This window comes from Moorena sp. SIOASIH (assembly GCF_010671925.1).
Taxonomy (GTDB): Bacteria; Cyanobacteriota; Cyanobacteriia; order Cyanobacteriales; family Coleofasciculaceae; genus Moorena.
Window position 1 is genome coordinate 645,853 of the sequence record NZ_JAAHIH010000005.1, and the last position, 22,516, is coordinate 668,368.

General features: G+C 42.7%; 29 protein-coding genes. 16 read left to right on the forward strand and 13 right to left on the reverse strand.

Features of this window, described 5'->3' with window-relative positions:
- Positions 1-187 precede the first annotated feature (187 nt).
- Positions 188-583, forward strand: a complete 396-nt coding sequence (locus F6J90_RS29910; protein WP_293102143.1) for a transcriptional regulator — start codon at positions 188-190, stop codon at positions 581-583.
- Here F6J90_RS29910 and F6J90_RS29915 read toward each other — a convergent pair.
- Positions 580-837: a hypothetical protein gene (locus F6J90_RS29915; protein ID WP_293102147.1), complete on the reverse strand. Its 258-nt coding sequence runs from the start codon at positions 835-837 to the stop codon at positions 580-582. The two genes, F6J90_RS29910 and F6J90_RS29915, sit on opposite strands and share 4 nt — an antisense overlap.
- Before the next feature lie 10 nt (positions 838-847).
- On the opposite strand from F6J90_RS29915, the gene F6J90_RS29920 reads away from it, so the two are divergent.
- Positions 848-1,078: a hypothetical protein gene (locus tag F6J90_RS29920; RefSeq protein ID WP_293102150.1), complete on the forward strand. Its 231-nt coding sequence runs from the start codon at positions 848-850 to the stop codon at positions 1,076-1,078.
- Between the two features lie 61 nt (positions 1,079-1,139).
- Here the strand turns inward: F6J90_RS29920 and F6J90_RS29925 are convergent, their stop codons facing one another.
- The 8 genes from F6J90_RS29925 to F6J90_RS29960 form a co-directional block, all read right to left on the reverse strand.
- A complete protein-coding gene (locus F6J90_RS29925; RefSeq protein WP_293102153.1) occupies positions 1,140-1,484 on the reverse strand; it encodes a hypothetical protein in 345 nt (114 codons plus the stop codon).
- Between the two features lie 62 nt (positions 1,485-1,546).
- Positions 1,547-1,711, reverse strand: a complete 165-nt coding sequence (locus F6J90_RS29930; protein ID WP_366513915.1) for an element excision factor XisI family protein — start codon at positions 1,709-1,711, stop codon at positions 1,547-1,549.
- Positions 1,704-2,048, reverse strand: a complete 345-nt coding sequence (locus F6J90_RS29935) for a Txe/YoeB family addiction module toxin (protein WP_293102156.1) — start codon at positions 2,046-2,048, stop codon at positions 1,704-1,706. Before F6J90_RS29935 ends, F6J90_RS29930 begins: the two co-directional genes overlap by 8 nt.
- Entirely contained in the window at positions 1,993-2,298 is a 306-nt protein-coding gene (locus F6J90_RS29940; RefSeq protein ID WP_293102159.1) for a type II toxin-antitoxin system prevent-host-death family antitoxin, read from the reverse strand. The genes F6J90_RS29935 and F6J90_RS29940 overlap by 56 nt, the downstream gene beginning before the upstream one ends.
- A 206-nt stretch (positions 2,299-2,504) precedes the next feature.
- A complete protein-coding gene (locus F6J90_RS29945; protein ID WP_293102161.1) occupies positions 2,505-2,894 on the reverse strand; it encodes a XisI protein in 390 nt (129 codons plus the stop codon).
- 257 nt (positions 2,895-3,151) lie between these two features.
- Positions 3,152-3,361, reverse strand: a complete 210-nt coding sequence (locus tag F6J90_RS29950) for a type II toxin-antitoxin system HicB family antitoxin (RefSeq protein ID WP_293102164.1) — start codon at positions 3,359-3,361, stop codon at positions 3,152-3,154.
- A 106-nt stretch (positions 3,362-3,467) separates the two neighbouring features.
- Complete coding sequence (locus tag F6J90_RS29955; RefSeq protein ID WP_293067266.1) at positions 3,468-3,692, reverse strand: type II toxin-antitoxin system HicA family toxin; 225 nt, start codon at positions 3,690-3,692, stop codon at positions 3,468-3,470.
- The gene (locus F6J90_RS29960) at positions 3,689-3,904 is read right to left on the reverse strand and encodes a type II toxin-antitoxin system HicB family antitoxin (protein WP_293102167.1); all 216 of its coding nucleotides are present in this window, start codon (positions 3,902-3,904) and stop codon (positions 3,689-3,691) included. Before F6J90_RS29960 ends, F6J90_RS29955 begins: the two co-directional genes overlap by 4 nt.
- 932 nt (positions 3,905-4,836) lie before the next feature.
- Here F6J90_RS29960 and F6J90_RS29965 point away from each other — a divergent pair.
- A complete protein-coding gene (locus F6J90_RS29965; RefSeq protein WP_293102169.1) occupies positions 4,837-5,472 on the forward strand; it encodes a restriction endonuclease subunit R in 636 nt (211 codons plus the stop codon).
- On the opposite strand, the gene F6J90_RS29970 is transcribed toward F6J90_RS29965, so the two are convergent.
- The 4 genes from F6J90_RS29970 to F6J90_RS29985 form a co-directional block, all read right to left on the reverse strand.
- Positions 5,459-6,004 carry a hypothetical protein gene (locus F6J90_RS29970; protein ID WP_293102172.1) on the reverse strand — a complete coding sequence of 182 codons (546 nt, stop codon included), beginning with the start codon at positions 6,002-6,004 and terminating at the stop codon, positions 5,459-5,461. The two genes, F6J90_RS29965 and F6J90_RS29970, sit on opposite strands and share 14 nt — an antisense overlap.
- A 64-nt stretch (positions 6,005-6,068) precedes the next feature.
- The gene (locus tag F6J90_RS29975) at positions 6,069-6,557 is read right to left on the reverse strand and encodes a LuxR C-terminal-related transcriptional regulator (RefSeq protein ID WP_293102175.1); all 489 of its coding nucleotides are present in this window, start codon (positions 6,555-6,557) and stop codon (positions 6,069-6,071) included.
- 196 nt (positions 6,558-6,753) lie between these two features.
- The gene (locus tag F6J90_RS29980; RefSeq protein WP_293102178.1) at positions 6,754-6,906 is read right to left on the reverse strand and encodes a hypothetical protein; all 153 of its coding nucleotides are present in this window, start codon (positions 6,904-6,906) and stop codon (positions 6,754-6,756) included.
- 288 nt (positions 6,907-7,194) lie between these two features.
- Positions 7,195-8,166, reverse strand: a complete 972-nt coding sequence (locus tag F6J90_RS29985) for a hypothetical protein (RefSeq protein ID WP_293102181.1) — start codon at positions 8,164-8,166, stop codon at positions 7,195-7,197.
- Positions 8,167-8,779: 613 nt separating this feature from the next.
- On the opposite strand from F6J90_RS29985, the gene F6J90_RS29990 reads away from it, so the two are divergent.
- The 13 genes from F6J90_RS29990 (at position 8,780) to F6J90_RS30045 (ending at position 22,516) form a co-directional block, all read left to right on the forward strand.
- Entirely contained in the window at positions 8,780-9,706 is a 927-nt protein-coding gene (locus F6J90_RS29990; protein WP_293102184.1) for a Pvc16 family protein, read from the forward strand.
- Between the two features lie 69 nt (positions 9,707-9,775).
- Complete coding sequence (locus F6J90_RS29995; protein ID WP_293102187.1) at positions 9,776-9,907, forward strand: hypothetical protein; 132 nt, start codon at positions 9,776-9,778, stop codon at positions 9,905-9,907.
- A 15-nt stretch (positions 9,908-9,922) separates the two neighbouring features.
- Positions 9,923-11,185, forward strand: coding sequence for a phage tail sheath subtilisin-like domain-containing protein (locus F6J90_RS30000; RefSeq protein ID WP_293102190.1), 1,263 nt, complete (start codon positions 9,923-9,925; stop codon positions 11,183-11,185).
- A gap of 196 nt (positions 11,186-11,381) precedes the next feature.
- Positions 11,382-11,807 (forward strand): phage tail protein, encoded by a 426-nt coding sequence (locus F6J90_RS30005; protein ID WP_293102193.1) that lies wholly within the window; start codon positions 11,382-11,384, stop codon positions 11,805-11,807.
- Positions 11,808-11,810: 3 nt separating this feature from the next.
- On the forward strand, positions 11,811-12,209 hold the full coding sequence (locus F6J90_RS30010; RefSeq protein ID WP_334219983.1) for a phage tail assembly protein: 399 nt from the start codon (positions 11,811-11,813) through the stop codon (positions 12,207-12,209).
- A gap of 8 nt (positions 12,210-12,217) precedes the next feature.
- Positions 12,218-12,382, forward strand: coding sequence for a DUF6760 family protein (locus tag F6J90_RS43795; RefSeq protein WP_366513936.1), 165 nt, complete (start codon positions 12,218-12,220; stop codon positions 12,380-12,382).
- Between the two features lie 133 nt (positions 12,383-12,515).
- The gene (locus F6J90_RS30015) at positions 12,516-15,452 is read left to right on the forward strand and encodes a hypothetical protein (protein ID WP_293102195.1); all 2,937 of its coding nucleotides are present in this window, start codon (positions 12,516-12,518) and stop codon (positions 15,450-15,452) included.
- A 2-nt stretch (positions 15,453-15,454) separates the two neighbouring features.
- Positions 15,455-16,171, forward strand: a complete 717-nt coding sequence (locus tag F6J90_RS30020) for a LysM peptidoglycan-binding domain-containing protein (RefSeq protein ID WP_293102198.1) — start codon at positions 15,455-15,457, stop codon at positions 16,169-16,171.
- A gap of 223 nt (positions 16,172-16,394) precedes the next feature.
- Positions 16,395-17,468, forward strand: coding sequence for a contractile injection system protein, VgrG/Pvc8 family (locus F6J90_RS30025; RefSeq protein WP_293102201.1), 1,074 nt, complete (start codon positions 16,395-16,397; stop codon positions 17,466-17,468).
- The gene (locus F6J90_RS30030; RefSeq protein ID WP_293102203.1) at positions 17,465-18,112 is read left to right on the forward strand and encodes a phage baseplate assembly protein V; all 648 of its coding nucleotides are present in this window, start codon (positions 17,465-17,467) and stop codon (positions 18,110-18,112) included. The genes F6J90_RS30025 and F6J90_RS30030 overlap by 4 nt, the downstream gene beginning before the upstream one ends.
- A gap of 143 nt (positions 18,113-18,255) precedes the next feature.
- Positions 18,256-18,651: a PAAR domain-containing protein gene (locus F6J90_RS30035; RefSeq protein ID WP_075898062.1), complete on the forward strand. Its 396-nt coding sequence runs from the start codon at positions 18,256-18,258 to the stop codon at positions 18,649-18,651.
- A gap of 152 nt (positions 18,652-18,803) precedes the next feature.
- Complete coding sequence (locus tag F6J90_RS30040) at positions 18,804-19,196, forward strand: GPW/gp25 family protein (protein ID WP_293102206.1); 393 nt, start codon at positions 18,804-18,806, stop codon at positions 19,194-19,196.
- Positions 19,196-22,516 (forward strand): putative baseplate assembly protein, encoded by a 3,321-nt coding sequence (locus tag F6J90_RS30045; RefSeq protein WP_293102236.1) that lies wholly within the window; start codon positions 19,196-19,198, stop codon positions 22,514-22,516. The genes F6J90_RS30040 and F6J90_RS30045 overlap by 1 nt, the downstream gene beginning before the upstream one ends.

Here is a 22,516-nt window from a genome sequence, read left to right on the forward strand (position 1 = left end):
AGGTGATATGGACCAAAAGCTCGAAGTCTTCCAGGTATGATGGAATTAGCCCAAACGGCTAGCGCTTAGGGTACCCATCTGGTGCAGTTGCTGGTGCAGCGAAGTTAGTCGAGAATGCTTGGGCGATGGCGTTACTGAGCCAAGGAATAGTATACTAAGGCAGACTAGGATAAAGAGAAATGGAAAAATGACAACTGGTTTAACCAACCCTAGTCCTTATTACCTGAAATTAATCACTGACTTTGCGCCCCGTCCCATTACCAATGATGGTGACTTAATCGCCACCCAACAAAGAATCAACGACCTATTAGATCAAAAACCGCTTAATCAAGATGATCAAGATTATCTCAGGGTATTAGGGATGTTAGTCTATGACTATGAAGAAAAAACTGAACAATTTCCCGAATTAACCGATGCAGAATTATTACAGACATTAATGGAAGACTATAATCTAAGGATACAAGATTTGTTAGGTATTTTTGAGCAAGAGCAAACGATTGTAGATATATTAAACGGAAAGCGTAAACTCAATTCTCAAGAAGCGTTGAAAGTGCGTAGGCTAAGCCCTAGCCCGTTGGGCTAATCGCACGTGTTGTAGTGGGTCCTTCGACAGGATAAGTGAGCAAAGCAATCGATAGAGGGTTGCTGAATCTTCCCATGAATAGGAGTAGAGTGGGCATCCTGCCCGCCTGATAATATCTTGAAACTGGCAAGATGCCAGTTCCACACCTGATGCCAGTTCCACGGCAAGATGCCCGCCCGATAATAAGCATGAAACTGGCAAGATGCCAGTTCCACCCAAGATGCTGGTTCCACACCTGATGCCCGTTTAACCAACCCTAGTCTTATGACTCAAACCTTCACCACCCAACACCTTTCCCCAGAAGCGATCGCTCAGCTTGTCAAGTATTTGCCTGACTACATAAACGTTGCACTCCAGGAAAAGTCTACAGAATTGGAATGTTCCCTGGAAGCTACCATTGAAATGGCAATTTCCAACTTCCTAGACCAAGAAGCATTGAGCTTTGAGGATTGTCTACTCGCTCAACGTCTGAAAAATAAGAATCAAAATTGTTGATAAATAGAATAACTAAAGCGATTACAAATTTGTCGCTGTAACTGAATCCGAATGTAAACACTCACGCTGCTGTTGTCCCATTTTCTAAGCACTTAAGTGTATATCTGGCGCGAGTTTTGAGAATGGTCAATTGATCCGCCTTTCCCAACAAGTCATCTAACTCAGCCACCTCATCAGTGCAGAGCAATGATTCTACATTTCTCGCCACTAAATCATCCAAACGAGTTTGATCCGCCACAGCCAATTTACAAGTTGCCAGTGCTTCTAACTCATCTACACTCAAACCAAGTAAACACTCCTCATCCAACCCTAATGGATTAGCGAGTCGAGAATAGGTGTTCCAGTCCAATAAAACCCCAATTCGTTCCCCCTGCTCATTCGTGACATACTGTAATAAACTTGTCATATCAAAAACCTTATCTTAACCAAAAAAAACATCATTATCACCCTACTGGAGTGTTACCTTTGCTATGCAATCCCATACCCAGTATGTTGACGAATATCAGGGGGATGAAAAGCAAGAACAATCCTATCCTTCGGAACTCCTGTGGCAACCAATTCATCCGTGATACCATCCTCAATCCCATCGTAGTGAATCCAGATTTTACTATCGCGGACTGAAAGACTACTCATAATGATACCGACAAGCCAGAAAATCAATCTTAGTACTTCCAACCCGATAAACCAGCCGATGCTCTAAATCAATACGTCGTGACCAAATATCTGCATCCATATACTTTAATGGTTCTGGTTTACCAATGCCCTCAAATGGATTGTCCATGACAGCAGTAACTAAATCCAAAATTTTCGACGCGACTTTAAAATCGTGCTTAAACCACCAAGCCAAATCTTCCTTAAACCTAGAGCTAAAACCAGGAGTGCGATTAACAACCACTGGCTTTACTTGATCGGATTCAGCCCTTTTCTTCTTCTTCTTGCTCAATGCCCAACTCAGAGTAAAGTTCTTCAATGGTTTGAGGTTTTATTTTTCCAGCCTTAGACTCCTCAATTGCATCCAGCAGGCGCATTGCATTGGTAGGGCTTCTTAACAGATAAACTGTCTCTACTAAACTCCTCAAATCAGATTCTGTAATCAAAGCAACATTCTCCCCATCACGACGATTGATGATATATACCTGATTATTTTCTGCAACTATATCCAACAACTTAAAGAAGTTATTTTTAGCATCGTTTGGAGATGTTATTTCGTAATCAAACATCAGTTTATTTAGAGATGTACATACATGTATTATAATATATAGCAAGTCTTATACCCATGAGGTACAAATCTCTGGTTTTTAGGGAGCAGGGAGCAGGGAGCAGGGAGCAGGGAGCAGGGAGCAGGGAGCAGGAAAACAATTCTGTGTACTTGATAGTTATTGAAACCCCCGTATTTCGGCGTTAATCTATAAATCTATTCTAACCCTTAACCTATACCAAAACCGGTAAACTCCCGTACTTCAGGTTCATGAAAAGCTAAAACAATATCCTGTTTAGGCACTCCCATTTCCACTAATCGGTTGGCAAGTCCCTCTTCCGTGCCGTCATGCTGAATCCAAATTTTTCCACCCTTGATATCAACATGTAAAATACAGCCAAAATCACGTTTATTCCCACGCCAACCAACATAGAGCAGTTGGTAGTGATCCTGCTCTGTATCAAAGACAGTCTGAACCTCAGGTGCGACCCAAGGGCGATTTACTCGCCCATTGGAAAGCGCACCTACGTATTCTGGTGCAATTGTTTGCCGTGAAGCCCGTTGAGCACGTTGCGAAAGAAGATGTCGAATATACTGGCGATATTGCTCTACAGCCATTGAACAATTACCTCCTGTTTCACATTATAAATTACTATAGCAATTCTACGAATTGTGAGGTACAAATTTATGGTTTTTAGGGAGCAGGGAGCAGGGAGCAGGGAGCAGGTAAGAGGAACCCACCCCTAACCCCTCCCAGGAGGGGAAGAGAAGAGGGAAGAGGTAAAAAATAATGTGTACCTCATGAGTCCTAGAAATGCTATAATTTAATTTGATACCGCACAGGATCGTTTCTGCTTGAGTGTGATGGGTGCGCCCTAAGCCACCTCAATATACTCACAGAATGACACTGATTCAGGAGCAGTTAATCCATCTTCTTTTAATCCTTCCAAATGAAAAATCACTGCCTCAGTAATTAATTGTTTAACTTCTTCTAATGTTTCTGCCACCGCAACACACCCAGGAAGATCGGGAACATAAGCACCGTAGCTATTTTTTCCTTTTTCAATAACAACTGCATAGCGCATTAGATTTTGTCCTCTTAACGCGAACGGAGCATTGATTGCCAGTGCCTACGTCAAGCCCTAGCCCTTTGGGCTAATGCCACGAGCTTGTAGTGGATTGACACAGCCATCACAACAATTCCCTGAATTCCTCACGACTAAGCTGAGTGTCACGCAAGATTTGGGACAATAAACCACGTCCAATGGTTTCACCAGAATGTACCGGGATAACTGTTCTACGTCCGTCATCATGAATTAAAATATGGTGACTTCCACGTACCCTCGCCACTGTAAACCCTGCTTTCTCCAGTGCTGCAATAATTTCCCGTCCAGTTAAACTTGGTAATTGACTCATACTTCCACTGCAACTCGCTGTACACCAACGAAGTCGAGGGAATCTTCTACATTTTCTTCAAATTCCAAACAAAGGGCGATCGCTTCTCGAATGCGCTCCATCAATTCATCCAAAGATTTGGCTTGGGTATGACACCCTTTAAGAGTAGGAACAGAAGCTACAAAGTAGCCATCAGCATCCCGCTCGATAATTACATTAAATTCTCGGCTCATTTTTGATTTCAATTTATTGACTAAATAGAGTATTTATTGCTTACTAAAATTTACTAAGCACCTAAACAAAATTAATTTCCTACTACCAATCTCTGTACCCCTTACATCGTAAGACTTTGAGTTTTGGAAAATGTGTAATTAATTTTGTGCACCTGCTTATAAACTAATAGTATAGCATTTACCAAATAGGTGAGGTACTTTTGTTCTGGGTTTTAGTGCCTACGCGAAGCGTAGCCGTTTGGGCTAATCCCAGGATATTGTACGCTGCGCCCTGGACAGGGTAACGCTGCAAGCGGAAAAGAGTAAAAAATTCCAACTCTTAACCAAACCAGCATGATTAGCACCGGTGGGTTGCTTAAAAGCTGGGATTGATGATCGTGATTTGTCTGCCATCATGGAAGTAACTCCTACTTGGTTGGGAGGAAAGCCGCGCTGGTAGTTATTAACGGTTCTGACCAGCGCGGCTATTAGTATCGATCTTTACCTTCTATAGTATAGATAACTTTTCGAAAAAATGCAATGGCTAAATGAATAATATTTACATTTATTTACAAATATTAAAATTAGCTATTTATAGACTCATTTATGTGTAATTTTAAATTAATTTTGATGTTGGGTAAAAGCTACTATATGCTAGACTTTACTTGAGTGCTGTAAGATATTGGTTAAGATTTTTTGAGTGCTTTCGCGTAGCGTGACCTACAGTCAATCCCGTAGAAATCAACTTCGCGGTACACCACTTTTTTAAGGTATACCAATCTGTGTAGGAATTGTGAGAATTTTTGTTTCCTTTTCCCTACTCCCGTCTTGATGCAGTCGCTCATGGGGGAAACCCCCAAAACCTCTGCATCGCTACTCCCTACTCCCTGTTCCCTGTTCCCTGTTCCCTTTGGTATAGACATTGATGTGACTAATTAAAAACTTGAACAATTATGGTTACAACTCTCCCAGCCAAAGAAATTACTTTACATGAATTAACGGATAAGTTTGGTCTTAAGTTAATTGAAAATGACCATTTTTTTAGAGAATGGCAAGATAATCTCCCCGAAATTACTGAAGCAGAAAAGCAAAGATTAGATCGGGTTAAGGCGAGCTATTATAATTTAGTGGCCTATCCGCCCCTGTTGGAAAATACTGTAAAAATGGTAGTCCTATCTCCCCTGTTGGATTTGGCTGGGTTCTACCTGTCGCCCTTTCGGATCAGATCGGAAAAATCTATCGAAATTTCCCTGGAAGATGAAGGGGTAATTATTAGGGGACAGATCGATGTATTAGCTGTGTACGACCAATTTTGGGTAGTAGTGATCGAATCGAAACAAGCTGCTTTTTCCCTGGAAGTTGGCAGAGCCCAATTACTGACGTATATGTTAGCCAATCCTCATCCCCATCGACCGACCTATGGCTTGATTCTCAATGGCAGCAGTTTTCGGTTTTTGAAATTGGTGAAAGGAGAAACATCACACTATGCTGTATCTAGACTCTTCGATCTGTTCAATCCAGACAATGATTTGTACCAGGTCTTGGGGGTATTAAAACATTTAGGTGAATTGGCAACTATACCAAAGTAGGGAGTAGGGAGTAGGGAGTAGGGAATATGGCATCTGTTGGGGCAAGAGGCAATAGGCAAGAGGCAATAGGCAATAGGCAATAGGCAAGGCAAGAGGCAATAGGCAAGAGGCAATAGGCAAGAGGCAAGAGGCAAGAGGCAAGGCAAGAGGCAAGAGGCAAGAGGCAAAAGTGCGTTCGCGTAGCGGCTCTTTCAGAGCATCGCGTTTCGTGCCTGAAAATATTACGCGTTCGCGTAGCGGCTCTTTCAGAGCATCGCGTTTCGTGCCTGAAAATATGATGCGATCGCATCGAGTGCTCCACAAGATTATGCGATCGCATCGAGTGCTCCACAAGATTATGCGATCGCATCGAGTGCTCGACCAGATTATGCGATCGCATCGAGTGCTCGACCAGATGATGCGATCGCACTGGCTTGGCCACAGCAATGCAGTTACTCAGCCTATAAGCGCGTTTGTATTTGAGATGTAAACTTGTATGGTCTTTTTTTCTTGGACAATAAAACTTCGGATCTCTTTCCCCTCTAGCATGCATGCCTCTTGCCTCTTGCCTTTTTGAGCAAGAAGTGTGTTTACAACCCAGATACAAACGCGCTTAGCTACTTCATTTCTAATTGCTGAATCAAAGGAGCACATTGATAAACCATAGCGGCTCGACTATCGACATCCAGCTTCAGGAAGATCCGACGTAGATGAGCCGAAACTGTCCATTCACTAATTTCAAGGTGTTTAGCAATTAGCTTATTAGACTGACCTGAAGCAACAAGAGTAACAATTTGTAACTCTCGTTCTGTTAAGAGACTAGCAAGATGAGATGTGGCGGAAGTAGTATTGTCTTGGAATTCTGTAATTGCATAAACTTTTCCATTTACCTCCAGATAACCAACTGCATTCAAAGGACAACTGCTTTCAGGGGGTGAATTAGAGCTAGACCCTAAACTACTTTTAAATTCGTGGTTTGTTTCACAAACTAAAAAACAAGAATTATTGATAAACAGCTTACCAATCACTTGATTTCCTAACTCTGATTCTAGATCTTTACTAGCTATATCTTGACGATAAAGAGGAAAATTAAGTTTCTCTTTCATAATAAAAATGTCAAGTACCTATAAACATCCTGTTTGATTGATGAGCGGAACCTGGGGAAAGATAAAAGTAAGCTGATAGCTATCAGCTATCAGCTATCAGCTATCAGCTATTAGCGAACAGCGATTAGCGCTACGCGCACGCGTGCGCGTTCAGTTTTCAGTTTATGCGCTACGCGCACGCGTGCGCGTTCAGCTATTAGCGAACAGCGATTTGGGCTACGGCTGACTGCTGACTGCTGACTGCTGAGGGCTGACTGCTGACGCAAAAACTATAGCGCTGTGTGTAGGGAATAGGAAATAGGTAACTTTGAATCAGGGAATGATTGAGCTCCCTAAAACTTCGCTGCATAGCTTCGTTCCTTAAATTTGTCAACACCATTACACCGATTGCTATAACTATTCACAAATGATTTAGGAAGATCCGATCCATGGATGGTCTTACCCCCCTTCCATTTTGTTGAATAGGAATCAAAAAGGAATTAAATTGTTAAAAAACTTATAATTTCTCTAGGCTTTACAAATGAGTTGTAAAACTAGATGGTTATTTTTTCTAATCAAAAAAACGCTGTATTCCTTACTCCTGTTAGCCGATCCGGAGTTTTCTCTTCTCTAAAGGGTTTAGTTCTATGTTTACATCTCACATCGAAAGACTATACCAGAACGCTTTAGTATTTATCCATAGATCCTTCTTCAACTCTGGGAAATTCCCCAAGTCTTCAGGATCACAGGCAACGTTATCGCTCCAAGACAGCTTAGACATTCTGTCAGATGCTGGCACTGCAGGTGTCACAAGATGTATAATACACAGATGAAGCCCTTCCCATAAAAGTTTTGCCAGTCCGGTGTAAATCATCAATTGGCGTAAGTAGTCCGATTCCAAAGCCACAATTCGATCCTGCGGACTGACCAGTTCGCAAGAGATTCCCAAGTTGTCCAAAGCTTTGCAGATATCTGGAGGACGATTATTACTAAAATCTGTAGGATTCTGATAGCTAAGTATAAAAGCAGAACCTAAACTCGCACTTAGGGCTAAAGTATCCCGAAATGACGCCATTAAGGTATCATTGGTCCCCTGTGACTGGTTAATGCGTCGATCTAATAAGCGTGCTAAGTATTCCCATCGTGGCAAGAGCTTGATAGTTGTACCTTTTGGCAGTAAAGACTCCCTTAGACTATCGCCCAGCCAGAATAGATTGAGTCCTAGCAAATCATTCTCGCTTTGTAATCGTTTCCACTCTTGAAGTGCCCAAATTACACTCTCTAAGGTTGCTCTGTCCTGTTCAGATGCCTTGTCATTGAGAGTGCTTTTGGGAATAAGTAGTTCTGGTTGTTGTAAATAAAACTTAGTATTGTTGAGAATATGCCAAAGCTCTCTTGCTATCCAGAGTTCCATTATTTCTCCTAGCTGCTGAGCTATGTGGACTCCATAATAGGAGAGCGCCAAGGCTGGATCCAGTACACAGATCCATTGCTTGGAATCAAGTTGGCTGAAAAGGGGAGTTATCAGCATTTTAAAGACGTCACTCCCATTAAAATAGCAGTTTTTATCCCAATTCTGTAAATTACGGCTAGCCATCAATTTTATCTCCTCATTTCCCGATCTCTCCATCTCTCTATTTCCCCATCTACCCATCTACCCATCGTAAGTATTCAGCTATCAGCTATCAGCTATCAGCTATCAGCTATCAGCTATCAGCTATCAGCTATCAGCTATCAGCGATTAGCTATCAGCTATCAGCTATCAGCTATCAGCTATCAGCGATTAGCGCTACTTGAGGTGCTATCAGCTATCAGCTATCAGCTATCAGCTATCAGCTATCAGCTATCAGCTATCAGCTATCAGCTATCAGCTTTTAAATAAAACAAGTAAGCATTCGTTTAATCTTTGTTACGTCAGCTGAATGCTGACGGCTGACGGCTGACGGCTGACGGCTGACGGCTGACGGCTGACGGCTGACGGCTGACGGCTGAATGCTTACTACCCATCTCCCTATCTCCATAGGAATAGCGTTAATTTATCAATTTTGGATTTCACAAACAAGTCACAAAATTTTGCTAGTCCAAATCGATTAGTTCAAATGAGCTAGTCAAACTTGACTAGCTAGAAAACGTGACTTGTACAGGATCTCTGAAAAATTAATAATAATTACGTTGACAAACACGCCCTAGGCTTTGAGAGTCTGGTGCGTGGCTGCTCAGTAAATCCAACCAGGTCAGTCAGGATGATTAGCGATCTGAGTCAAGTGTTGAGAAGAATTTTGGAACAGACCAGCCTATCGTCGAGGTTTCCAGAATTAGCGGAGGCTCAAATTTCCTTTGAGCGTCCCTCAGAAACGTTTAGTCCTGGACAGACGACGGTGAATTTATTTCTGTACGATATTCGGGAACACCTGGAACTACGTAATAATGAACCAACGATCGAGAGGCGCAATGGAGAGGCAATTATTCATAATCCTCCAAAGCGCATAGCCTGTTCTTATTTAGTCACAGCTTGGCCCATTGGTGCCGAAGAATTACCCCTGCAAGAACACCGATTACTCAGCCAAGTGCTGCAAGTATTCTTAGCCTATCCAACTATTCCAGAAATACCTTTTTTAGAAAATACCCGACTTGCTGGGCAAGAACCAGCCTTACCAATGGTAACTGCTCAACTAGATGGAGTACAAAGCACTGCTGAGTTTTGGACTGCATTGGGGAATCAATTACGTCCTTCGATCACAGTCACAGTAACCATTGCGATCAAGGAACTATTTGAGCCAGAGCCAACCCCCATTGTCATTACTCAAAATTGGCGATTAGGTCAGCGGATTTCACCATCCTCACTACCACTGGTGCCTAGCACTCAATCAGGATTTTTAGGTCAGAGGATCTTACCATCCTCACCACCACTGGTGCCAGGCACCGAACAACAATTTTTCCGCATTGGTGGGCAAGTTACCGATGCTGACAATAACCCTGTTGTAGGCGCAACGGTTATTTTGGTTGAGCGTAATCTCAGGGCAGCCACTGATAGAGATGGAAACTATAGCATCGGGGCAATTCCTGCTGGTGCTTATACCTTACGGGTGCAGTTAGAGGATGTAGTACAGGAGGTTACTATCACTATCCCAGTAGACACCAGCACAAGTAATTACAACCTACAACTATAGGGATCCGTGTAGGAATTGTGAGAATTTTTGATGCCATATTCCCTACTCCCGTCTTGATGCAAAGCGCGAGTGGGGGAAACTCCCAAGACCGGGCTGCATAGCTACTCCCTACTCCCTACTCCCTACTCCCTACTCCCTACTCCCTACTCCCTACTCCCTGTTCCCTATTCCCTTTCCTATACAACAGTAAATTCTGTTTAATCAAGGAGTTAAATTATGCCACAGTATCTTTCGCCAGGCGTATATGTTGAAGAAGTTCCACCCTCATCTCGACCTATTGCTGGAGTGGCTACCAGTATAGCTGGATTTATCGGTATCGTACCCGAAAGTATCCAACTTCCTGCCGAGCGTGTCGTTGAAACTACTAGTGATGGCACTACCACTGTTACGCTCAAAGTGGAAACAAAGACTCTTCCGGAAGCCGGAACCCCTAAGTTGGTGACTAATTGGAGTCAGTTCGTCACTACCTTTGCTGACTTAGTTGGGGACAAGACTCTTGAGGATCTCACAGATGTAAATCCAACTGAGTTTAATGACGATCAACTCAACGCCTGGAGTCGTTTTGCTCAAGCAGTCTACGGTTTCTTCAATAATGGTGGCACCAGGTGCTATGTGATCCGGATTAATGCTAATCCCGACTTAGCTGATGCTCTCAATAGTTTTGCTGCTATTGACGAAATTACTATGGTGGCTATTCCTGGGATTACCAGCCAAGCAGAACAACAAGCTGTTATAGAGCACTGTGAAAACCTCCAAGACAGATTTGCCATTCTCGATGGGCAACAAAACCCTACCACTCTTGACCGAGACAACATTAAAGGTAGTACCAGAGATAGTAACTACGCGGCTCTTTACTTCCCCTGGATTACGGTTTTTGACCCTGCCCAACAAATTCTAGACCCATCAAGCAATGGCAGTATAATCCTGCCTCCCAGTGGACACATGGCTGGGGTTTACGCACGAGTCGATGGAGAAAGGGGTGTGTTTAAAGCCCCAGCTAATGAAGTGATTCGAGGCGCTCTAGATTTGGAATACAACCTCACCAGAGCAGACCAAGACGGTTTAAATCCTCTAGGAATTAATATCATTCGCTCTTTTAAAGGCAATATCAAAGTTTGGGGAGCGCGCACCCTGGGAGGGGATGACAACGGAGAATATAAGTACATTAGCACCCGTCGTTACTTTAATTTCCTGCGGGAGTCCATTGATGAGGGGACACAGTTTGCTGTCTTTGAACCGAATAATCTAGCCCTGTGGCAACGGATTCAACGGACAGTAGGTGACTTCTTGTTAAATGAATGGCGGGATGGAGCTTTGTTTGGAGCAACTCCGGAGCAAGCTTTCTTTGTCAAGTGCGATGCAGAAACTAATCCCAAAGAGGTAAGGGAAGCAGGACAAGTTGTCACTCTGATTGGGGTAGCTATTGTCAAGCCTGCGGAATTTGTTATCTTCCGCATTCAACAGATGGCTGGTGAGTAATAAGCGCATTTATATCTGGGTTGTAAACACGCGAATTGCCGAAAAAGGCAAAAGGCAAAAGGCAAAAGGCATGCATGCTAGAGGGGAAAGAGATCCGGAGTTTTATTTTAAAATAAAAAAAGATCTCCTAGGTTTACATCTCCTCAACGAAACCCTATAAACTTTTGAACTAACTAACTGGAAAGGAGATTTAGTCATGGCAAGAGTTGATCCCTATAAGAACTTTCGTTTCCTGATGGAAATTGATGGTATTGTTCAGGCAGGATTTTCTGAATGTAGTGGTTTTGGTTCTGAAGTAGAAATCGTTGAATATCGTGAAGGTGGAGACGATGCTACAGTACGTAAGCTGCGAGGGAAAGCCAGTTACCCTGACATTTCCCTGAAATGGGGAATAACCGATTCCCGTGAACTCTATGACTGGCACTTAGCCGCAGTCAATGGCAAGGTTGAACGCAAAAATGGTTCCATCATTCTGCTTGATGATACCGGACAGGAGAAAGTACGCTGGAACTTCTTCAATGCCTGGGCTAGTAAGTATGAAGCACCTAGTTTGGATGCCAAAGGAAGTGATGTTGCTATTGATACCCTAACCGTGAGTTGTGAACGTCTGGAGCGGGCATAAATTATGACTAATTTCACCATGCCTGAGCAAGCAACAATGCTGCAAACTGAGTATGAGTTTACATTACCAGCAGGTTATGTGGACAAACAGGGGAATTTACATCGGGAAGGAACAATGCGATTGGCGACGGCTGCTGATGAAATTGTGCCCCTGAAAGACCCTCGCGTACAATCTAACCCAGCCTATTTAATTGTGATTCTGCTATCTCGGGTGGTCACCCGCATCGGCTCTGTGGAAATGATTAACCCAAAAGTGATTGAAGGGTTATTTGCCTCTGATTTAGCTTATTTGCAGGATCTGTACAATCGCATCAATGGCAATGGCATGCGATCGCTCCAGATTATCTGTCCCCACTGTGAAAAAGATTTTGCCGTGGAACTAGATATGTCGGGGGAATCTTAGGCTACCCCCTGGATCAACTCCATCAGGAGGTAGCCTATCTGGCCTACCACTTTCATTGGCACTATGAATCGATCATGGCCATGGAACACAGTCAGCGGCGACGGTGGGTGGAGGAAGTTGCCCAGATTAATCGACGTTTGAATGCCCAAACCGGTCAGATAGAGTTTATCTGAAGGTTCACAAAATTAGCGATCGCTATTGAGCTGGGGTGCATCTCCTCAAAGCTACTTGACCTGGTGGGTGGAACGGGCATCTTGCCCGTTCAGATAGAGTTTATCTAAAGGCTCACAAAATTAGCGATCGCTATTGAGCTGGGGTGCATCTCCTCAAAGCTACTTGACCTGGTGGGTGGAACGGGCATCTTGCCCGTTACTGCTCCCTACTCCCTACTCCCTGCTCCCTGCTCCCTGCTCCCTGCTCCCTGCTCCCTACTCTTTATATTGCAACAAAATAATGGAAGATTTTCCTTACAGTTCAACCTTAGGGCAACGTCTACAGCGGCGACTGGTTAAACCTGCTGGGGTCATTAATACCCAGCAGTTACATTCTCATTACCAAGCTACTCAAAGCACAGCGGGAAGACTTGTACAAAAGTCCATGTTACCGGAACAAGTAAAATTCCGTTATGGTTCTGGAGTTTTGCAGCCTACAGCGATCATGTCACGTCTTCAGCGACAGCGCACAGAATCAGCGGACGGCTTTGATGGGCAATGGCGAGTCAATCCTGACAGCTATTCAGGAACGGGAAAAACAGCTCAAACCTTTGTGCAGACTCAACCAATAGCATTTCAGAATAGTAGGGACAATAGTAGGAAAATTGTAGGGAAAAGTCCGACAGAAATATCCCATAAAGTAACAGTAATGACCAAGCCATTGGTCAAAGAAACTAACCACAACCAGAGTAAAAGCCCAGTTTCATTAACCCCAGTTTCATTGGTAGAAAAAAAGCCTAAGTCTGCTTCCTCTAGTCCCCTTGGGAAGACAATTAAGGACACTGGGGAGAAGGGAAGTAGGCAAGGAACACAACCACAGCTTAAGATTAATCGCAAAGCAACCTTGGCAGAAGTTAATACCTTATCACGTCATGAGTCTCATGCTGTACAAGCGCAAAGAGATACTAAATCTAGCGTTGCTGATTCTGGGTATGATTCCGCCCCCCTAGCCCCCCAATTCTGGGGGGAACAAAACTCTGAAAGTCCCCCAGCGAGCAATCCCTCGCTGGGGGATTTAGGGGGCTTGACCAAAATCAGACGATCCCCCATTCATACTTCAATTCAGCAACGCCCTAAATCTAGTACTAAATCTAGTACCAATCCTACAGTAACTCCAACTCAAGGTGAAACCAGTAGCTCTTTGTCACCTCCCTACCCTGAAAAATCGGGAACTTTGCGGATTAGTCGAAAAGCAACCATGACAGCAGCTAATGCTAGGGCGTATTTTCAAAGTTTTCCGCAAGATTTAGATCCCCCCCAGCCCCCCTTATTAAGGGGGGAGCCATACTCAAAGTCCCCCTTTTTTAAGGGGGATTTAGGGGGATCTCCGAGTTTGAAGACACGCCCTAGTAATGTTGCTAGAGTTCAAAGTAAATCTATTCCAGATCTACCTCTTTCTCAAACCAATAGTCCATCATCTTCAAGTACCGTTTCTAGAAAAGAGGATAGCTCAGATACGGTAATTCAAACCAAAATTACCCCTAATCAGCCCAAATCAAGTCAGATTACCTCTCCAGGTGATTCTTTTCAAAACTCAGCTCAAGATTTACCTCTGGCTAAAACAAATAGTCCATCATCCCCAACTACAGTATCTAGAAAAGAGGATAACGAGGATACTGTAATTCAAGCTAAACTCTCGCCAATTTCTGGTAAAATAATATCTCAAAATCCCACCATTACTCAAGCTAGTCATTCCCAAACTATAAGTCACAGTAACTCTAGCCCAGATTTACCTCTCGCTAAAACTACAAGTGCCTCATCCCCAAGTCAAGTATCTAGAAAAGAGGATAACCATGAGACTGTAATTCAAGCTAAACTCTCGCCAACTTCTGGTAAAATAATCTCTAAAACTCCCACCATCACTCAAGCTAGTCATTCCCAAACTATAAGTCACAGTAACTCTAGCCCAGATTTACCTCTCGCTAAAACTACAAGTGCCTCATCCCCAACTAAAGTATCTAGAAAAGAGGATAACGATGAGACTGTAATTCAAGCTAAACTCTCGCAACCTTCTGGTAAAATAATCTCTCAAAGTCCCACCATCAATCAAGCTAGTCATTCCCAAACTATAAGTCACAGTAACTCTAGTCCAGATTTACCTCTCGCTAAAACTACAAGTGCCTCATCCCCAACTAAAGTATCTAGAAAAGAGGATAACGATGAGACTGTAATTCAAGCTAAACTCTCGCAACCTTCTGGTAAAATAATCTCTCAAAGTCCCACCATCAATCAAGCTAGTCATTCCCAAACTATAAGTCACAGTAACTCTAGTCCAGATTTACCTCTCGCTAAAACAAATAGTCCATCATCCCCAACTACAGTATCTAGAAAAGAGGATAACCATGAGACTGTAATTCAAGCAAAAGTTATCCCGAATCAGCCCAAATTAGGTCAGATTACCTCTCAAGGTGATACCATAAGGAAAGCTAGTCATTCCCACACTATAAGTCACAGTAACTCTAGTCCAGATTTACCTCTCGCTAAAACAAATAGTCCATCATACCAAAGCACAATTCAAGCTAAAAATAAACCTTTAAGTAAAGGAATTATCCAAACCAAACTAGCAGAAACAAACTATCAACCAACTGATATAATACAAAAACAGCAGGAAAATTTACCTGTACAACTATCCCAAAAAGCCTCAATTGCTAGTAACCCTAGTGTAGTTTCCACAACCCCTACCCAGTTATCTTCCTCATCTGAGTTAAACAGGGTTTGGCTGAAAACTACCAATACCATCGAGGCTAATACCATCCAGGCTAGTAAAGGGTTATCAACCACAAGCTCCAATCATCAGAAACTGCCTCTACCTCTAGCAATCACCCAAATAAAACCGAATGGAGCGATCGCACGTCAAACCAATGCAGTGGAAAACTCTACGGTTCAAGCAAAGTCGGGAAATGCTACAACCCCGATGTCTACCCCAGAAACAGCATCAGCATCAGGGATAGATTTAATTAAAGTGGCTGAACAAGTCAGTCGTATTCTGGCTCGTAAACTAATGGTAGAAAGGGAACGTCGGGGGATATAAAAATGACACTATTACAACGACTATTAAATACGCTGAGATTAGGGAAATTGACCATTACTCCCTTAAAACAAGATGGTAATCAGTACAAAAGGTTGTGCCCAATTTCAGTGCAATTTAATCCAGAATCTTATTCTATCAGTAAATCAGTCAACTGGGGACCACCGGAAAACTCTAATAGACAAGAATGCAAAACCCAAAGAAAGGTTAATGCGCCCACTGTGGAATTTAAAGGAGGTGGTAGTCGTCAGCTAACGTTGGAACTGTTTTTCGATGTCACTGAAAGAGGTATTTTTCAGGATGTACGACAAGAAACCAACAAAATTGTAGCTCTAACTCGCATTGATCGAGATCAAGGTCATCCGCCAGTTTGTGAAATTTTTTGGGGTGGCGCTCCTGTTGGTTCCGATTTCCCTTTTATTGGTGTCATTACCAGTTTGACCCAAAACTTCACCCTCTTTAAAAGCAATGGTCAACCCCTCAGAGCTAATTTAAACGTTACTGTCCTAGAATTTCTCGGTCCATTAGCAGACCAACGTCAAACCGATCCTGAACTTACCACTCATATTATCAAGGGTGGGGATACGTTAAGCGATATATCAGCCCAATTTTACCGGAATCCTAAACTTTGGCGCATTATTGCCGAAGCTAATCAACTTGATGATCCACGTAACTTAGAAAAGTACATTGGTCAAACGTTAACTATTCCAAAATTAGGTTGAGAGGAATGATATATAGCATTTCTGTAAGCTATCAGCTATCAGCTATCAGCTATCAGCTATCAGCTATCAGCTATCAGCTATCAGGTAATAGGTCATGAACAATCTTGCTGATTTTTTAGAACACCAAAAAATCCTCCAAGCTCTTTCAGAATGCTCCCTGCTCCCTGCTCCCTGCTCCCTTTTACCATCAATCCTATATTCACAACTCAAATAGAAATGATCTATGCCAGTTGCTAACCGCGAAAGCCCTCTTGTTCCTAATTTTGAGATTATCATCAACGGCTCACCCTTGCCTGTGGAAGCGAAATTGCACGTCATTAGCCTTACCGTTGACCATGATGTAAAATTACCAGGCATGTTTACACTGGAACTTACAGATTCAGATAGTAAGCAAGAAGAAACGACTTGGATTAATGACGAAGAACTGTTTGCCATTGGCAATGTTTTAGAAGTTAAACTCGGCTATGATGATGATTTAGAAACCCTGATTGTTGGCGAAATTACTGGCATAGACCCAGAATTTGTCTTTGATAGACTGCCCAGATTAACAGTGCGGGGTTATGACCGTCGCCATCGTCTCCAGCTAGGTAAAAAAACCCAAACCTTCCTCCAGCAGAAAGATAGTGATATTGCTGCCAAAATTGCTAGGGATGCAGGACTCACGGCTAAAGTTGAAGATAGCCAGGTAGTGCATGAATATATTTTACAAGCCGAGCAAACAGACATTGAGTTTTTGCAACAGAGAGCTAAACGGATTCACTACGAAGTAGTTGTTGAAGATAAAACCCTATTTTTCCGACCTGTAGGTAATGCCGAAAGTGAGATTCTAACCCTGAGCTTTGAGGATGACTTGATGGAATTTTATCCCCATTTGTCTTCTATGGGCCAAATAAGTGAGTTAACAGTGCGGGGTTGGAATCCTAAAGAAAAGCAAGAGATTGTTGGACAAGCAAAGGTTGGGGATGAAGTTTCAACAATGGGGGGACAAAAAAGTGGTGCTGCCCTGGTTGAAGACGCTTTTAGTACAGCAGTTGTTCAAGTCAGCGATCGCCCAGTATTAACTCAAGCAGAAGCAGATCAATTTGCCAAAGCCCGCTTCAATAATGTCGCACTGACCTTAGTTACTGGTGAAGGGGTTTGTTGGGGGCGTACAGATTTACGAGCAGGCAAAGTCATCAAGATTGAGGGCTTAGCAAAACGCTTCAACGGTCAGTATTATGTCACTGCCACTGTTAATCATTATCACGCCCAGTCGGGATATCGTACCCATTTTACAGCTCGGAGGAATAGCACATGAAGTTATTTGACCTATTAACTGATACGGGGCAAAGGGAAGCTCATGCTTCTCGTATTTATGGTGTCGTAGTTGGTGTAGTTACCAACAATGAAGACCCAGAAGGACTAGGTCGGGTTAAAGTGAAATACCCCTGGCTAAGTGATGAAGACGAAAGTGACTGGGCGCGGGTAGCCACACTAATGGCAGGAAATGAACGAGGGATTTATTTTTTGCCGGAAGTAGATGACGAAGTATTAGTAGCTTTTGAACATGGTGATGTACGCTTGCCCTATATTATCGGGTCTTTGTGGAATGGTAAAGAATTACCACCAGCAACTAATGAAGATGGTGCTAATAATATCCGGGTAATCAAATCCCGTAGCGGTCATGTAATCCGTCTCAATGATGAAGAGGGGGCAGAAACTATTGAAATTGTTGATAAAACCGAGAAAAACAGTATTATTTTTGATACAGCTAACAACACCATTGCTATTACCAGCGATGGAGACATTACTTTATCAGCATCTCAAGGTAATATTAAACTAGAGGCACAAAATATTGAAATCAAATCTTCAGCAGATACCAAAGTTGAATCCGGTGCAGGAATGGAGCTTAAGGCCAGCAGCACCATGAATCTTAAAGGTCAAACTATTAATCTAAACTAGTAGAGTATTTCTCAATTACTTGAGTAACTTTATTCCTAGGCTTTAGGGAGTAGGGAGTAGGGAGCAGGGAGTAGGGAAGTCAGAAGAGAGAACTAAAAAAAGCACTATTATAAAAGTATTTTTTTAAGAGGTATAATTTAATTATGGGACAACCAGCAGCCAAACAAGGGGACCAAATTACCGCTATTGATACTCATATTGTGATCGTGCCGGGAGCACCTCCGACACCAACTCCCCTACCTCATCCTTTTACGGGCATTATCAATGGCAACCTCAGCAGTGATGTCAATATTATGGGAATGCCAGCAGCAACTGTAGATAGCACTGCGGATAATACTCCACCTCATATTCCCACACCTCCTGGCACTTCCTTTCAAAGTCCTCCTGCTAATAAAGGAACGATTAAAATTGGTAGCCCAACGGTAAAGATTAACGGTAAACAAGCAGCCAGAAATGGAGATATTGCTGAGACTTGTAATGATCCGGCAGATGCACCAGTGGGGCAAGTAATCGCAGTGGGTACAGTTTTTATTGGCTGAAAAGGATAAGATTGGATCCCCCCTAACCCCCCTTAATAAGGGGGGGATATGATTGCTTTAAAACCCTCTTTTCTATTGCCTTTTGCCTCTTGCCTCTTGCCTTTTGCCTTTTGCTTTTTGCCTTAAAATCAAATGTTGCTGAGAATTGCTATATGTCTAAACCATTTTTAGGTGTTGGAGTAGGATTTCCCATCAGTTTAGATACTAAGGGAGATTTCCAACTTGCGGAATATGAAGAGAGTGTGCGCCAGTCAATCGTAATTATCCTTGGTACTGCCAAAGGTGAGCGAGCCATGCGTCCCGACTTTGGTTGCAGCATTTATGACTTAGTTTTTGAGCCCAATTCACCTGCCACTGCTGGTAAAGTATCCCAAGCTATACAGGAAGCCCTACTGTTCTTTGAACCCCGCATTGATGTTATAGATGTGCGCGTTCAATCCCCTATTCCAGAACAAATGCTGGTCAATATCGACTATCAAGTGCGAGCAACCAATAATGTTTTTAACCTAGTGTATCCATTTTATCTAGAAGGGAGTGCAAGTTGATGGCAATAAAAGCTCCTAAAATTGATTCTAGAACAGCAGAGACTATTGCCGCTCAAGTGCAGCAACTGCTGGAACAGTATACAGGAGAAACTAAAGATATTCAAGGAACGAGTGGTGCTATAGTTAATATCTTTGCCCGTTTTGCCGAGATTATTATCGAGCGACTCAATCAAGTTCCCAATAAAAACTTCTTAGCGTTTTTAGATTTATTAGGAGCTTCTCGCTTACCACCCCAACCAGCACGAGTACCCTTAACATTTTCCTTAGCTGCCGGAACTACCGTTGATGCAGTAGTCCCAAAAGGCACACAAGTTGCTGCACCTCCAGCGGAAGGAGAACAAGACCCTGTTATTTTTGAAACTGAACGGGAATTGGTAGTAACAGCCGCAAAATTAGACTCTGTTTTTGTGCGGGATCCAGAACAGGATTTGTATAGTAATCATAGTTCAATTATTACTACACCAGCATCACCAGGTGTTGATATTTTTCGGGGCAACCAACCCATTGAACATAGTTTCTATATTGGACATAGCAAACTTTTAGGGTTTGCTGAAATTGATACCTTTAAAGTAACGATTAATTTATCACAAGCCCTTGGTCCTCCAGGAGAAGTACAATGGCAAATTTGGCAGGAAACGGAAGATGGAGCTAATTGGCAAGAGATTACACCGAGCAATAATGAAACTACTCAAGGCTTGACTCAAAGTGGCGATCGCGACATTCAATTTAGTAATATTACCGCTTTACCGTTAACTACTGTTAATTCAGTAACTAATCGTTGGCTTCGCTGCCGGTTAGTTACTGCCATTACCAGTGTGAATCAATTACCGAAAATTGCGGATATAAAACTTGAAGCTACTATCCGTTCTACTGAACTATTAATCGAAACGGCTTTTCTTAATCAATTACCCGTTGATTTAACTAAAGAGTTTTTTCCGTTTGGTGAAAAACCGAAGCTTGGTGATACCTTATATTTAGCAAGTCGTCAAGTTTTTGATCAAGAAAATGCTCAAATTACTCTTCAGGTTAACTTAGTAAATCCTGCCACAGAAACTAGCGGTGAACCAGATGACTTTCCTTTACCTACCAGAGCTTCGAGTAATTTAAGACTTAAGTGGGAATTTTGGAATGGAAAAATCTGGCAAGAATTAGGTATTGCTAGCTTAGAAAATTCTGGATTCAGAGACACTACTCAAGTTTTTACTCAAAGTGGTCAGGTAGCCTTTACCTTATTTGAAAAACCTGCTACCATAACTATTAATGGCGTAGAAAATTTCTGGATTCGTGTGCGAATTAGTGCAGGTAACTATGGTAGAGAAGCATCCTATCAACAAGTAGAAGACAGCTATCAATTGCAGCCAGCAACATTTGCGCCACCCTTGATTGAATCAATTGTAGTTAGCCACACCTTAACACTATCAGACGAAGATCCAGAATACGTTATCACCTATAATGACTTCGTTTATTTAACTAATAGTCCTAAACCTTTCTTTCCTTTTACAAGAACCGATATTGATAAACAAGCTTTCTATCTGGGCTTTAGTTTACCATTAGCTAGAACAGAATTTTCCAATCGTAATATCAGCCTGTTTAACTGGGTAAATGAGGTTAAATATGGAGAAAAATTAGTACCATTGTCACCAAATAAAAGCAAAAAAAATGGAGAACCTGGCTCAATAGTTATCCATAATTTTTGCCTGACTAAGAATATCTCATTAGCCGGATGTGAGGTTAAAATTTTCGGCACCAATTGGGAACCTAATATACCGGAATTATTAGATAGAGAAGCTAATTCAGAACAGGAATTAGAAATCCGTTTAGAAATTCCTGCTGATGCAAAACTAGAAGATAAAGATCGCGGGTTTTTACAAGTTATTCAAAACAAGAATTCATCAATTGTTTACAATGCAGTCTTCGAGACAATTGTAGGTACACAATTGCCTAAAACTGAACAAGTTCAACTATTATGGGAATATTGGGATGGCCAAGCATGGCAACAACTAACCATAAGAGATGAAACCGAAAACTTTACCCGTTCCGGTTTAATTGAATTTTTGCCACCAGGGGATTTTGCACCAAGGGAAGACTTTAATTTACCTCCCCGTTATTGGCTGCGGGTTCGATGGTTCAAGGGTGACTACGACGTTGAACCTAGGCTGAAACAAGTACTGCTTAACACTACCATGGCAGCACAAACAGCTACGATCCAAATGGAAATTGTTGGCTCCAGTGACGGGACTGAAAATCAAACATTTCAGACAACTAGTCAGCCAATATTAGCAGGTCAAGAGCTGGAAGTGCGGGAACCGGAAATACCTTCTGCCCTAGAAAAGGACAAAATTATCCTTGAAGAAGGGGAAAAGGCTATTACGGTTACTACTAATGACACCGGAAGACCGCAAGAGATTTGGGTCCGTTGGCATCAAGTCCCGGATTTCTATCAATCAGAACCACGGGATCGCCATTATGTCTTTGATAATCTTACTGGAAAAATCACCTTTGGGGATGGACACAATGGACTGATTCCTCCTTCTGGTAAAGGCAATATCCGCATGAGTCGCTATCAAACTGGTGGTGGAACTGCTGGAAACAAACCGGCTGGGGCGATTGTCCAACTCAAAACCACAGTCCCCTATGTGGACAAAGTGATTAACCATCAAGCAGCAACAGGGGGGGCCCAAGCGGAAAGCCTTGACTCCCTAATCGAGCGGGCACCTAAGGAAATTCGCCATCGTCAGCGTGCTGTGACTAGGGAAGACTACGAAGATTTAGCCAAGCTGGCTTCACCAGAGGTAACCAGAGCCAAGTGTGTACCCATAGCCAATTTGAAAACCAATCCCCTGGATCCCAACCCGGATTTAGCCGGAGCAGTCAGCGTGATTATTGTACCCCGCTCCACGGAAGCTAAACCCCTACCCAGTTTGGAGCTAATCAAAAGCGTCCAAAACTACCTACAAGCCTACACCGAACCCACAGTGGCAATCTCTGTAGTGGGCGCTCTCTATGTCCGTGTCGATATTACCACTAAAATTGCGGTCACTTCCCTAGAAGGATCTCGTGAGGTAGCACAAAGGGTGGAACAAACCTTAGCTAGTTTTCTGCATCCCCTCACGGGGGGTTTTGACGGAATGGGTTGGAATTTTGGTCGTCAACCCTATAAATCCGACTTATACCGACTACTGGAGAGAGTGCCGGGAGTAGACCATGTTTCTAGTTTGGATGTGGTTCAAATTGAAGAGCCACAAGGTGCTAGCGAGACTAATCGCTTTTTAGTCTATTCCGGCAACCACACCATCAATTTAACCTTTGTGGAATCCTGA

Excerpts from the sequence above, each read along its gene's own strand:
- F6J90_RS30045 (WP_293102236.1), top strand. The coding sequence starts at position 19,196 with ATGGCAATAAAAGCTCCTAAAATTGATTCTAGAACAGCAGAGACTATT.
- F6J90_RS30030 (WP_293102203.1), top strand. The coding sequence starts at position 17,465 with ATGAAGTTATTTGACCTATTAACTGATACGGGGCAAAGGGAAGCTCAT.
- F6J90_RS29930 (WP_366513915.1), bottom strand. The coding sequence starts at position 1,711 with ATGAGTAGTCTTTCAGTCCGCGATAGTAAAATCTGGATTCACTACGAT.
- F6J90_RS30035 (WP_075898062.1), top strand. The coding sequence starts at position 18,256 with ATGGGACAACCAGCAGCCAAACAAGGGGACCAAATTACCGCTATTGAT.
- F6J90_RS29975 (WP_293102175.1), bottom strand. The coding sequence starts at position 6,557 with ATGAAAGAGAAACTTAATTTTCCTCTTTATCGTCAAGATATAGCTAGT.
- F6J90_RS29920 (WP_293102150.1), top strand. The coding sequence starts at position 848 with ATGACTCAAACCTTCACCACCCAACACCTTTCCCCAGAAGCGATCGCT.
- F6J90_RS29925 (WP_293102153.1), bottom strand. The coding sequence starts at position 1,484 with ATGACAAGTTTATTACAGTATGTCACGAATGAGCAGGGGGAACGAATT.
- F6J90_RS30020 (WP_293102198.1), top strand. The coding sequence starts at position 15,455 with ATGACACTATTACAACGACTATTAAATACGCTGAGATTAGGGAAATTG.
- F6J90_RS30005 (WP_293102193.1), top strand. The coding sequence starts at position 11,382 with ATGGCAAGAGTTGATCCCTATAAGAACTTTCGTTTCCTGATGGAAATT.
- F6J90_RS29970 (WP_293102172.1), bottom strand. The coding sequence starts at position 6,004 with ATGCATGCTAGAGGGGAAAGAGATCCGAAGTTTTATTGTCCAAGAAAA.
- F6J90_RS29960 (WP_293102167.1), bottom strand. The coding sequence starts at position 3,904 with ATGAGCCGAGAATTTAATGTAATTATCGAGCGGGATGCTGATGGCTAC.
- F6J90_RS29910 (WP_293102143.1), top strand. The coding sequence starts at position 188 with ATGACAACTGGTTTAACCAACCCTAGTCCTTATTACCTGAAATTAATC.
- F6J90_RS29990 (WP_293102184.1), top strand. The coding sequence starts at position 8,780 with ATGATTAGCGATCTGAGTCAAGTGTTGAGAAGAATTTTGGAACAGACC.
- F6J90_RS29965 (WP_293102169.1), top strand. The coding sequence starts at position 4,837 with ATGGTTACAACTCTCCCAGCCAAAGAAATTACTTTACATGAATTAACG.
- F6J90_RS30000 (WP_293102190.1), top strand. The coding sequence starts at position 9,923 with ATGCCACAGTATCTTTCGCCAGGCGTATATGTTGAAGAAGTTCCACCC.
- F6J90_RS30010 (WP_334219983.1), top strand. The coding sequence starts at position 11,811 with ATGACTAATTTCACCATGCCTGAGCAAGCAACAATGCTGCAAACTGAG.
- F6J90_RS30040 (WP_293102206.1), top strand. The coding sequence starts at position 18,804 with ATGTCTAAACCATTTTTAGGTGTTGGAGTAGGATTTCCCATCAGTTTA.
- F6J90_RS29985 (WP_293102181.1), bottom strand. The coding sequence starts at position 8,166 with ATGGAGAGATCGGGAAATGAGGAGATAAAATTGATGGCTAGCCGTAAT.
- F6J90_RS29940 (WP_293102159.1), bottom strand. The coding sequence starts at position 2,298 with ATGTTTGATTACGAAATAACATCTCCAAACGATGCTAAAAATAACTTC.
- F6J90_RS29945 (WP_293102161.1), bottom strand. The coding sequence starts at position 2,894 with ATGGCTGTAGAGCAATATCGCCAGTATATTCGACATCTTCTTTCGCAA.
- F6J90_RS30025 (WP_293102201.1), top strand. The coding sequence starts at position 16,395 with ATGCCAGTTGCTAACCGCGAAAGCCCTCTTGTTCCTAATTTTGAGATT.
- F6J90_RS29980 (WP_293102178.1), bottom strand. The coding sequence starts at position 6,906 with ATGCAGCGAAGTTTTAGGGAGCTCAATCATTCCCTGATTCAAAGTTAC.
- F6J90_RS29955 (WP_293067266.1), bottom strand. The coding sequence starts at position 3,692 with ATGAGTCAATTACCAAGTTTAACTGGACGGGAAATTATTGCAGCACTG.
- F6J90_RS29950 (WP_293102164.1), bottom strand. The coding sequence starts at position 3,361 with ATGCGCTATGCAGTTGTTATTGAAAAAGGAAAAAATAGCTACGGTGCT.